10 protein-coding genes are annotated in these 11,097 nt (G+C 71.5%); all 10 read right to left on the bottom strand.

Annotated elements, in window-relative coordinates:
* Positions 1–260 precede the first annotated feature (260 nt).
* Positions 261–941 carry a phenazine biosynthesis FMN-dependent oxidase PhzG gene (gene phzG / locus ABZ471_RS45625; protein WP_359075065.1) on the bottom strand — a complete coding sequence of 227 codons (681 nt, stop codon included), beginning with the start codon at positions 939–941 and terminating at the stop codon, positions 261–263.
* A 60-nt stretch (positions 942–1,001) separates the two neighbouring features.
* A complete protein-coding gene (locus tag ABZ471_RS45620; RefSeq protein ID WP_359075064.1) occupies positions 1,002–1,838 on the bottom strand; it encodes a PhzF family phenazine biosynthesis protein in 837 nt (278 codons plus the stop codon).
* 53 nt (positions 1,839–1,891) lie between these two features.
* Entirely contained in the window at positions 1,892–4,033 is a 2,142-nt protein-coding gene (tkt, locus tag ABZ471_RS45615; protein WP_359075063.1) for a transketolase, read from the bottom strand.
* The gene (locus ABZ471_RS45610) at positions 4,030–5,958 is read right to left on the bottom strand and encodes an anthranilate synthase family protein (protein ID WP_359075062.1); all 1,929 of its coding nucleotides are present in this window, start codon (positions 5,956–5,958) and stop codon (positions 4,030–4,032) included. Before ABZ471_RS45610 ends, tkt begins: the two co-directional genes overlap by 4 nt.
* Positions 5,955–6,578: an isochorismatase family protein gene (locus ABZ471_RS45605; protein WP_359075061.1), complete on the bottom strand. Its 624-nt coding sequence runs from the start codon at positions 6,576–6,578 to the stop codon at positions 5,955–5,957. Before ABZ471_RS45605 ends, ABZ471_RS45610 begins: the two co-directional genes overlap by 4 nt.
* 49 nt (positions 6,579–6,627) lie before the next feature.
* The gene (locus ABZ471_RS45600; protein WP_359075060.1) at positions 6,628–7,800 is read right to left on the bottom strand and encodes a 3-deoxy-7-phosphoheptulonate synthase; all 1,173 of its coding nucleotides are present in this window, start codon (positions 7,798–7,800) and stop codon (positions 6,628–6,630) included.
* Positions 7,801–7,825: 25 nt separating this feature from the next.
* On the bottom strand, positions 7,826–8,314 hold the full coding sequence (locus ABZ471_RS45595; protein WP_359075059.1) for a phenazine biosynthesis protein: 489 nt from the start codon (positions 8,312–8,314) through the stop codon (positions 7,826–7,828).
* Between the two features lie 367 nt (positions 8,315–8,681).
* The gene (aroA, locus tag ABZ471_RS45590) at positions 8,682–9,965 is read right to left on the bottom strand and encodes a 3-phosphoshikimate 1-carboxyvinyltransferase (RefSeq protein ID WP_359075058.1); all 1,284 of its coding nucleotides are present in this window, start codon (positions 9,963–9,965) and stop codon (positions 8,682–8,684) included.
* Entirely contained in the window at positions 9,962–10,444 is a 483-nt protein-coding gene (locus tag ABZ471_RS45585) for a shikimate kinase (protein WP_359075066.1), read from the bottom strand. Before ABZ471_RS45585 ends, aroA begins: the two co-directional genes overlap by 4 nt.
* Before the next feature lie 29 nt (positions 10,445–10,473).
* On the bottom strand, positions 10,474–11,097 hold a 624-nt coding region (aroC, locus tag ABZ471_RS45580), incomplete at its 5' end, for a chorismate synthase (RefSeq protein ID WP_359075057.1).

Here is an 11,097-nt window from a genome sequence, read left to right as displayed (position 1 = left end):
ATTGTGTATGTGTTTTAATAAATTGTTAAATTCAATTCGGCGGCAACCGGGGGGGGCGTACGGGGGTGTGGTGTCCAGCCGTGTGGGCCGCCGTGCCAGGCACGGCGGCCGTCGGGAGGGGGTGCGCCGCGGCGGTCGGGGAGGGGGTGCGCCGCGGCGGTCGGGGAGGGGGTGCGCCGCGGCCGTTCAGGAGAGGCCGTGCGGCGGTCAGGAGGGGGCCGTGCGGCCCGTCGCCGGCCGGGCGTGGGTGCCGGTGGGGCTCACGGCTGGAGCCGGCGGGCCGACCAGCCCTGGCCGTCGCGGTCGTAGCGCAGCCGCTCGTGCAGCCGGTCCCGGCCGTTGGCCCAGAACTCGATGGACTCGAACCGCAGCAGGATGCCGACGTAGCCCTCGGGGCGCGGCAGCGGGCCGCCGAGGGCGGCGAGCCGGTCGACCTCCTTGCGCAGTGCCGCCACGTCGTCGAGGTCCTCGCTCTGCCGGGATGCCGTGGACATCGGGTGGGTGAAGACCGGGCGCCCGTTCCACATCGCGTCGGACTTGGCGGCGGAGAGCCGCTCCGGCCGCCCGCTGACGATGACCTGCTGGCTGGTCTCGCGCCAGTACCAGACTCCCGAGACCCAGGGGTTCTCGGTCATGTCGCGGCCCTTCTTGCTGCCCGCGTGGGTGGCGAACAGCAGGCCCTCGTCCGTGATCTCGGTCACGGCGACGATGCGGGTCGAGGGGCGGCCCTGGGCGTCGGCGGTGGCCAGGGCCAGCGCCCTGGGCTCACGGACGCCGATGCGTACGGCGTGGTCGAACCAGTCGCGGAGCAGCGCGACCGGAGTGGCGGGCGGAGCCTCGAACTCCGGGAACTCGATGTCGATGGTCCCGGTCAGGGTTTCCGAACGGCTCGAACTCACTGTTGTCTCCATGAAGTGGTGGTGCATGAAGTGGTGGTGCATGAAGTGGTGGTGCCGCGCGGGGTGCGCGGCCGGTGGTGCGGTGCGCAGGTGCGGGTGCGCTCAGATGCGTGCCGTGCCGTGGGCGAAGAAGGAGCCGTTGCCGCCGACCTCGACCGAGGTGATGCGGTCCCCGGTCCACTCGGCCGTGGCCAGCATCAGCGAGGGGCGGCCGATCTCCACGCCCTGGAGGATCTCGATGGGCTGCCCGGGCCTGATCTGCCCGTGGCGCGTGAGGTGGATGGCGAGCGGTCCGGCCGCCGATCCGGTCGCCGCGTCCTCGACCACTCCGTAGGCGGGCGAGAACATGCGGCTGCGCCAGTGCGTGCCCGAGCCCGCGAAGCAGTTGGTCGCCATGTCGGGAAACCCGGCGAGCGCCCGGTGGTCGGGGTTCACGGCCGACAGGGCCTCGACGGACTCGAATCCGACGAAGACGTGCCGCGGGCCGTTCCGGTAGATCTCCACCGGCAGGGTGGAGGCCTCGATGCCGAGGGCCGCCAGGAGTTCGTCCGCCCGGTCGAACGGTTCCCAGGTGGGGACCGGCTGCCGCATGCGGGTGGCGACCACTGTCCCCTCCCGCCGCTCCAGGTCGAAGGGGATGGTGCCCATGGCGGTCTCCAGCCGGAGCCGGTCCTTGTCGGTCTCGGCGCCCAGGGCGATGGCCGTGCCCAGCATCGGGTGCCCGGCGAAGGGGAGTTCGTTGACGGGCGTGAAGATGCGGATACGGGCGTCGCCACCGTTCTCCGGCGAGAGCACGAAGGTGGTCTCGGAGAGGTTCATCTCCTTGGCGATGCGCTGCATGCGCTCGGCAGGCAGGTCGTCGGCGTCGAAGAAGACGGCCACGGGGTTGCCGTGCAGGGGTTGCGTCCCGAACGCGTCGACGACGGCATACCTGTGCATGTGACTCTCCAGCTGATCGTTGTGCGAAGGGATGTGCGCGCGAGCGCCGACGGTCACGAGAAGTCGCCGCGCGCCTGGCGTACGGCTCGCGCCACACTGCCGCGGACAGCGGCCGCGACGCGCTCGGCTGTGATGCCGTAGCGCTCGTAGAGGGCCTCGAAGGCGGCCGAGGCCCCGAACTCGTCCAGGCCCACGGTCTCGCCCGCGTCTCCGGCCAGCGCGTGCCAGCCGTTCGTGGTGCCGGCCTCGACACAGACCCTCGCCCGCAGCGCGGGAGGCAGCACCGTGTCGCGGTACTCCTTGCTCTGTTCCTGGAACCACTCGAGGCAGGGCATCGACACGACCCGTACCGCCAGGCCCTCGGCCTGGAGCGCGGCCCGTGCCTCCAGCGCGATGTGCACCTCGCTGCCGGTGGCGACGATCACCGCCTGCGGTGTGCCGCCGGCGGCCTCGGCCAGCACGTAACCGCCGTGTGCCACGCCGTCGGCGCCGGCCAGGCCGCTGTCCGGTCCGCGGTCCAGCACGGGCAGGGTCTGCCGGGTCAGGCACAGTCCGGCCGGGTGGTCCGTCCGTTCCAGGACGGTCCGCCAGGCGGCGACGGTCTCGGTGGCGTCGGCGGGTCGTACGACGTCCAGTCCCGGGATGCCACGCAGCGACCACAGGTGTTCGACCGGCTGGTGGGTCGGGCCGTCCTCGCCGAGGCCGATGGAGTCGTGCGTCCACACGTAGGTCACCGGAAGACGCATCATCGCGGCGAGCCGGACGGCGGGACGCATGTAGTCGGAGAAGACCAGGAACGTGCCGCCGTAGGGGCGGGTGCCGCCGTGCAGGGCGATGCCGTTGAGGACGGCGCCCATGGCGTGCTCGCGAATGCCGAAGTGCAGCGTGCGGCCGTGGCGGTGCCCGGGGAAGTCGTCTGTCGCGTACTCCTCGGGTACGAAGGACGGTTCGCCCTTCATGGTGGTGTTGTTGCTCTCGGCGAGGTCGGCGGAGCCGCCCCACAGCTCGGGCAGCACCGCGGCCAGGGCGTTCAGCACCTCGCCCGACGCCTTGCGGGTGGCGATCCGCCCGCCCGCCTCGAAGCGCGGCAGGCGTTCCTCCCAGCCGGCCGGCAGACGCCGGGCCGAGAGCCGGTCGTAGAGGGCGGCCCGCCGGGGGTGGACGGACCGCCAGTCCTGGTGGAGCCGGTCCCACTGCGCGCGGGCGGCTCGGCCGCGCGCGACCACCGCGCGGGTGTGGGCGAGTACGTCGTCCGGCACCTGGAAGGTCAGCTCCGGGTCGAGGCCCATGGCCGCCTTGGCCGCCCCGGCCTCCTCGGCGCCCAGCGGCGCTCCGTGGATCCGGCCGGTGTTCCGCTTGGTCGGGGCGGGCCAGCCGATGACGGTCCGCAGCTGGACGAGCGACGGGCGGTCGGTGACGGCACGCGCGGCCCTGAGGGCCGCTTCCAGCGCCTCGAGGTTCTCCTCGTAACCGCCGTCCCGCGTCGTCCAGTCGACGTACTGCACATGCCAGTCGTAGGCGAGAAAGCGTGCCGCGACGCCTTCCGACTGGGCGATGCGGGTGTCGCCCTCGATGGAGATGCGGTTGTCGTCGTGGAGGACGACCAGGTTGCCGAGCTTCTGGTGACCGGCGAGCGAACCGGCCTCGTGGCTGATCCCCTCCTCCAGGTCCCCGTCGGAGGCGAAGACCCAGACGGTGTGGTCGAAGGGGGACAGGCCCTCGGGGGTGCCGGGGTCGAACAGGCCCCGTTCGCGGCGGGCGGCCATCGCCATGCCGACGGCGTTGGCCAGACCCTGGCCCAGCGGACCCGTCGTCGTCTCGACGCCCGGCGTGTGACCGTACTCGGGGTGGGCGGGGGTGCGGCTGCCCTCGGTGCGCAGGGCCTTGAGGTCCGCCAGTTCCAGGCCGTAACCGGACAGGTAGAGCTGGGTGTAGAGGGTGAGACTGGAGTGGCCGCAGGAGAGTACGAAGCGGTCCCGGCCCGGCCACCGGGGATCGTCGGGATCGTGCCGGAGCAGCCGCTGGAACAGGACGTACGCGGCGGGGGCCAGGCTCATGGCGGTTCCGGGGTGGCCGTGGCCGGCCCTCTCCACCGCGTCCACGGCCAGTCCCCGGGCCACCTCCACCGCGCGCCGGTCGAGGTCGGTCCATTCCTGCACGCTCCGGACGCCGGGCGCCGGTATCGCGATGCTCATGCTTTCAGTACCTCCCGGACGGCTGCGGCGACGATCCGGGGCCCGTCCTTGGTGAGCACCGACTCGGCGTGGAACTGCATGGACGCGAAGTGCGGCCCGCGCAGCGCGTGGACCTCACCGCTGTCCACGTCCCGGCTCACCTCCACCAGGCCCACGCCGTCCGCCTCGACCTTGTCCTCGCTGCTGTGGGCGGCGAACGTGTTGTAGAAGCCGACCCGTTCGCGGCTGCCGAAGAGGTCGATCTCCTTCTGCACCCCCTGGTTGGGTACGGCCCTGCGGCGCAGCTCGAAGCCGAGCCTGAGGCTGAGTACCTGATGGCTCAGGCAGACGGCGACGAACGGCCGCCGCTCGGCGAGCAGGCTGCTCACCGCCGCGTGGAGGTGCCGCATCTTCGGCTGGTCGTACTCGCTCGGATCGCCCGGCCCGGGCCCCATGACCACGAGGTCGTACCCGTCGAAGGAGTACTCCTCGTCGAAGCGCCGTACGGTCACCGACAGACCGACCGAGCCGAGCTGGTGGGCGATCATGGAGGTGAAGGTGTCCTCGGCGTCGACCACCAGGACCTCGCGTCCGGCGAGTCCGGCCACGGGCTGCGCCCGCTCGTCCGTTCTGCGCAGCCAGAAGTCCGCTATGGAGTCGTTGCGGCGGGCCAGGGCGGCTCGGACGCTGGGGTGCGCCCCGAAGCGGGTGTTGCTGCGGGACTTCAGGGCCGCGATGAGCCCGGCGGCCTTGGCCCGGGTCTCCGCGGCCTCGGCCTCCGGGTCGGAGTGGCGTACGAGGGTCGCGCCGACGCCGATCCGTACCCGGCCGCCCTCGTCGATGTCCGCGGTGCGGATGAGGATGGCGGAGTCCAGGGAGCGGCCACCGTTCCCGTCACGGCTGATGAGGGCCGCGACGCCGCTGTAGTAGCCGCGGCCCTGCGGCTCGTGGCGGTCGATGACGCGGCAGGCGCTCTCCAGCGGGCTGCCGGTGACGGTCGGGGCGAACAGGGTCTCGCGCAGGACCTCGCGTACGTCGCGGTCGGTGCGCCCCTCGATGAAGTACTCGGTGTGCGCGAGCCGGGCCATCTCCTTGAGGTACGGGCCGACGACCCGGCCGCCCTCCGGACAGATCCGGGCCATCATCTTCAGTTCCTCGTCGACCACCATGTACAGCTCGTCGGCCTCCTTGCGGTCGGCGAGGAAGTCCATGACCTCGGGAAGGCTGGGACCCGACGGCGGATAGCGGTAGGTGCCGCTGATGGGGTTCATCACCGCGACGCCGTCGGCGAGGCTGACGTGCCGCTCGGGCGAGGCCCCGACGAAGGTGCGGCTGCCGGTGTGGATGAGGAACGTCCAGTAGGCGCCGGTCTCGCGCTCGAGGAGGCGGCGGAAGAAGGCCGGCGCGCTGCGCGGGCCGTAGGCGGTGATGTCGGCGACGAAGGAGCGCTTGATGACGAAGTTGGCGCCCTCGCCCTCGCCGATGGCCTCCGTGACGACACGGCGCACGGTGTCCGCGTACGCCTGGTCGTCCAGGTCGAAGTGCTCGCCGGTCAGGTCGGTGGGCACGTCGGGGATGCGGGCCAGCGCCTCGGGGAGGCCCACGGTCTCCTGCGCGGTCACCGCCATCGCGATCAGCGGTGCACCGTCGTCGGCCGCGGCGAACCCGCGCTCGGCGATCTGCCGGTACGGGATGACGACCAGCGTCTCGTGCCGCGCCCCGGTGCCGTCCTCCCCCGGTGCCTCGTGGGCAGCCTGGGAGGTGCCGCCCGCCGGATCGTCGGCCAGCGGGATGTCCGCCAGCGACGCGGGCAGCGACACGTCGCCGACGAGCACGTCCAGGAAGCCGGGCCCGGTGGTCTCGGGGCGGTGCAGCAGTGCGAAGGGGCCCGGGTCGGCGCTCAGGACCCGGCTGAGCAGGTCTCTCGGGGCAGGGATCGCACTCATGCGAGAACCTCCTTGGTGGTGACGACCATGGCGCAGCGCTCGGCCGCGTACCGGATCGCCAGCCGGTGGTATTCCTCCGAGAAGTCGGCCACGGCATCGGCCACGAGGAAGGGCTGGATGTCGTTGGTGAACGCTTCGACGGCGGACATCAGGACGCCGACGTGTGCGTAGACCCCGCACAGGATCAACTGGTCACGTCCGCTCGCCCGCATGCGCTCCAGCAGCTCCGAGCGGAAGAAGGCGCTGTACCGCCACTTGGTGAAGACCCAGTCGCCCGGGCTCGGCGCCAGTTCGCCGACGATCTCGCGGTCGGCGGGGGTGGTGCGCATGCCGGGTCCCCAGAAGTCCTTGAGCAGGCCGCGCTCCTGTTCGCTCATGCCGCCGGGCTGGGCCGTGTAGGCCACGGGGACGCCCCGTTCGGCGCACCAGCCGCGTACCTGCGCCGCGTTGCGGACGAGTTCGTCGCGCACGGTGCCGGGGAAGGGCGCGAGGAAGTAGCGCTGCATGTCGTGGACGAGCAGGACGGCACGGTCCGGATCCAGGGTCCACCGGGCCGTGTTGGCGGGGAGGTCCCCCGCTGTGGGAAACGGGTAGGGGTCGATGGGCGGTATGCCGGTCATGGCCCTGTTCTCCAGTTCGTGGGCGTCCGGGGGCGGGCGGTGGGCGGGGTCAGCCGTTCCAGGCCGAGATGACGGTGAGGGCCTGCCACGGGTTCAGCCGCGGGTCGCACCGGCTCGTGTACCGGTCGCCGACGCAGGCGAGGGCGGCCTCGTCGGAGGCGCACTCGGTGACGTCGTCCGGTGTGGTTTCCAGGTGGACACCGCCGGCCACGCCACCCGCGGACTCGACGGCTGCCTGGAAGTTGCGCACTTCCCGCGAGATCGTCTCCACCATCCGGGTCTTGTTCCCGTCCGGCGCCGAGACGGTGTTCCCGTGCATGGGGTCGGTCAGCCAGATGACGGGGTGACCGGCGGTGCGCACGGCCTCGACGAGCGGCGGCAGCCGGTCGGCCACCGTGTCCGCGCCCATCCGGGCGATCAGGGTGAGCCTGCCGGGCTCCCGGGCCGGGTCGAGGCGCTCGCACAGCGCGAGGAGCTCGTCCGGGGTCATGCCCGGACCCACCTTGCAGGCCACGGGGTTCGCCACCTGGGACAGCAGGGCGACGTGCGCGCCCTCCACCTGGCGGGTCCGCTCGCCGACCCAGGGCCAGTGCGTGGAGCCGAGGAAGAGACGGCCGGTCTCGTCCCTGCGCAGCATCGGCATCTCGTAGTCGAGCAGCAGCGCCTCGTGGCTGGTCCACACCGGCGGTTCGATGCTCTGGCCCAGGGGCCGGTTCTTCCAGCCCAGGTGGTCCACGATGTCGTTCGCGGCCATGTAGCCGGCCAGGATGCGCAGCGGATCGGGGCGCCGGCTCTCCGCGTCGGGCTCCGGACCGTTGACCATGTCCCCGCGGTACGAGGGCAGTTCGAGGTCGCCGACCATCTCCGTCTGCTTCGAACGGGGCTTGGCGAACTGACCGGCGATCCGGCCGACGCGCACGATGGGCCGGTGGGTGATCATCCGCAGAGCGCCGGCGAGCAGGTCGAGCACCGCGATCTTGCGGGCCACGTAGCCCGGCGTGTGCTCGTTCACGTCCTCGGCGCAGTCGCCCGCCTGGACGACCATGGCCTCGCCCGCGGCGACGCGGGCCAGGGCGCTGCTCAGCGTGCGGATGTCCTCGGCGCGGGCCAGGGGCGGCCGGGCCTCCAGCGTTTCGCGTACGCGCTGGATCTGTGCCGCGTCACTCCACTCGGGCTGCTGCATGGCTTCGCGGAGTTCTATTCCGCGCAAGACGTCTTCCATTTTCCCTCCCATTGGGGAAAGCGGGTCAGGTGGGTATTCCCTCACGCTTGATCTCGGGCACCGGAATGCTCAGCGCGCGCAGCTGCTCGAAGGGGTTCATGAACTCGCGATTGCGCTTGATCCGCCCGTCCTCCAGCTCGAAGGAGTGGAGGAAGTGGTTCTCGTAATAGCCGTCCGGGTAGCCGGGGAAGCAGATCTTCCCGTGCCCGTCGCATTCGACCCAGAAGTGGTTCGGGTCGTCGGTCTCGAAGACCTGGATGTTGTACCACTCCCAGTCCGGGAAGCACTTCAGCGACCAGACCGCGTGCTCGCCGAGACGGTCGCGCCCGTTGATGACGATCGGGGCACCGGTGTCGGTGGTCCACAGGCCGCCGCAGCCGTCCTCGACGAACAGCTCATGGCGCTTGAGGCGGTCCTGACCCTTGGTGTTCATGTACGTCTCGACGGTCGCGCGGTTCTTGCGCCGGAGCTCGGCCGCGTCGGCGAACCCCGGGGAGGCGGCGGAATTGGACATGGGCATCCCTTCGATGCATGTGGAATGGGACACGGACATCCCTTCGGCGGAAACAGCAGGTGACCGGAGAGGGAGCGGTGGGGAACGGAGCTTCGGGGGCCCGTCTCGGCGACGGCGGCCCGGCTCCTGGGAAATCCGAATCGGACTCCGTGAAGATTACCCAGGCGCCCCCGGCTTGGGAAGCGATTAAAGCGAAGTGATTCGGAATTGAACCGGCATCACCGGGCGCGCCGGCATACATCGCCACCTGCGGAAATTCTGGCACCCCGAATAGCCCGCGCTCGAATTCTCGGCGAGCACGGGCTGATCGGCGGATATGGTCGTCGGCGGTTTACGAAGTGGGTGGGCGAGGATTCCTCCGGGCTCGTCAGCCCGACCTGTGGGAGGTGTCGCCCCACTGGCGTCTCAGGTCGTCCAGCGCGTCGTGGAAGCCCGGAAAGGTCTTCTTCACACATCCCGGATCGTCCAGGCTCAGCCCGGGAACGCGCAGCCCGGTGATGCTGAAGCTCATCGCGATGCGGTGATCGCCCCGGCAGTCGACGAGAGCGGCGCCGGGCGGCGCCGGGTGGACCCGGATCCAGTCCCGGCCCGTCTCCACCGGCACGCCGAGCCGCCGCAGGTTCTCGGCACAGGCGTCAAGCCGGTCGCATTCCTTGACCCGGGTGTTGTAGACGTCCGTGATGAGGACCGGGGCGTCCGCGAACGGGGCAATGGCCGCCAGGGTGGGCATGGTGTCGGAGATGTCCCGCATGGCGACGGTCAGTCCGCGCAACCGGTCCGGTCCGGTGACGGTGACCCGGTCGGCGTCCAGCCGGACGCGTGCGCCCATCCGTTCCAGGACCCGCGCGAACTCCACGTCGCCCTGGAGGGAGCCGGTTCCGAGTCCCGGCACGGTGACGCTGCGGCCGGTGACGGCGGCGGCCGCCAGAAAGTAGCTCGCAGTGGACGCGTCGGGCTCCACCGTGTACTCGCCGGCCCGGTAGGGCTCGGGAAGCACGGTGAAGGTGTCGCCCTCCCGGGTCGCCCGGGCCCCGAAGCGGCGCATGAGGGCGAGCGTCATGTCCACATAGGGAACCGACACCAAGTCCGTCACCTGCACGGTCAGTCGGCTGTCCAGCAGCGGCCCGGCGAGCAGCAGCGCCGTCAGGAACTGGGAGGAGAGCCCGGCGTCCAGCCGAAGCGTTCCACCGCGCAGCCCGCCACCGCGCACGGTCAGCGGCAGATGGCCCGCGGTCCCTTCGTAGGCGAGGTCCGCGCCCAGGGCCCGCAGGGCGTCGACGACCGGTCCGAGCGGCCGCCGGCGCAGCTGCGCGGAGGCGTCGAAGCGCACCGTCGAACCGCCGAGCGCCGCCAGCGCCGGCAGGAACCGGGCGGCGGTCGCCGCGTCCCGGCAGTACACGTCCGTGGGGCCGGCCGCCGGACTCACGGCGGCCTTCGCGCCGGTGCCGGAGGCCGGGTGGCGTCCGTGGACCGTCCACCGGTCGTCGGCCGTCTCGACGCCGTACCCCAGCTGCCGCAGTCCGTCGACGAACGCCTCGGTGTCGTCGGACCGCAGGGGCCGGTGCACCGTCGAGGTGCCCGCGGCGCTCGCGGCGACGAACAGGGCGCGGGCCGTCAGCGACTTCGACCCGGGAACCCGGACTTCGCTCATACTTCCTTCAACTCCAGTGCGTCCAGGGCGACTTGGGCGACTTCTTCGGGCGTGCGGCCGTCGGTCGGTACGACGGTGGAGGCGACCTCCTCGTACAGGTGACGGCGGGCCTCCATCAGTTCGCTCCACTGCTTGCGGGGGTCGACCGCGAGGAGCGGGCGGGCCGTGTCGAGGCCGGTGCGCTTGACCGCCTCCTCCACGTCCATGGACAGGTGGACCACCCGGTGCCCGGCGAGCAGGGCCCGGGTGTCCGCGTCGAGGACGGCGCCGCCGCCCAGTGCCAGGACACCGACGTGCTCGGCCAGTGCCTGGTGCACCGCCCGCTTCTCGATCGCGCGGAAGGCGGGCTCCCCGTCGTCCGCGAAGATCTCGGCGATGGTCCGGCCCTCGGCGGCAACGATGTCGTCGTCCGTGTCCCGGTAACCGGCACCCAGCCGCTCGGCCAGCAGTTGCCCGACCGTGGACTTGCCCACGCCCATCGGGCCGACGAGTACGACCTGCGGCACGCTCACCGGATCTGGAGGTTGCCGAGGTAGGACCGGACGTTGCGACGGGTCTCGGGCACACTGTCGCCGCCGAACTTCTCCGCGACCGCGTCAGCCAGGACCAGCGCCACCATCGCCTCGGCGACGATGCCGGCCGCCGGGACGGCACACACGTCCGAACGCTGGTGATGCGCCTGCGCCGACTCACCGGTGGAGACATCCACCGTCTTCAGCGCACGCGGCACGGTCGCGATCGGCTTCATCGCCGCCCGCACCCGCAGCAGCTCACCCGTGGTCAGGCCGCCCTCGGTGCCGCCGGAACGGCCCGAGGCCCGCTTCATGCCGTCGGGCGTGCCAAGAATCTCGTCGTGCGCCTTCGAGCCCGGCACCCGGGCCAGCTCGAAGCCGTCGCCGACCTCGACACCCTTGATCGCCTGGATGCCCATGAGCGCCGCGGCCAGCCGGGCGTCCAGGCGCCGGTCCCAGTGCACGTGCGAGCCCAGGCCGACCGGCACGCCGTAGGCCAGTACCTCGACCACACCGCCGAGCGTTTCGCCGTCCTTGTGAGCCTGGTCGATCTCCGCGACCATCGCCTTCGACGCGTCCGCGTCCAGACAGCGCACCGGATCCGCGTCCAACTGCTCCAC

The organism is Streptomyces sp. NPDC005728, from assembly GCF_040630895.1.
Taxonomy (GTDB): Bacteria; Actinomycetota; Actinomycetes; order Streptomycetales; family Streptomycetaceae; genus Streptomyces.
This window is presented reverse-complemented; position numbering and strand designations above follow the sequence as displayed.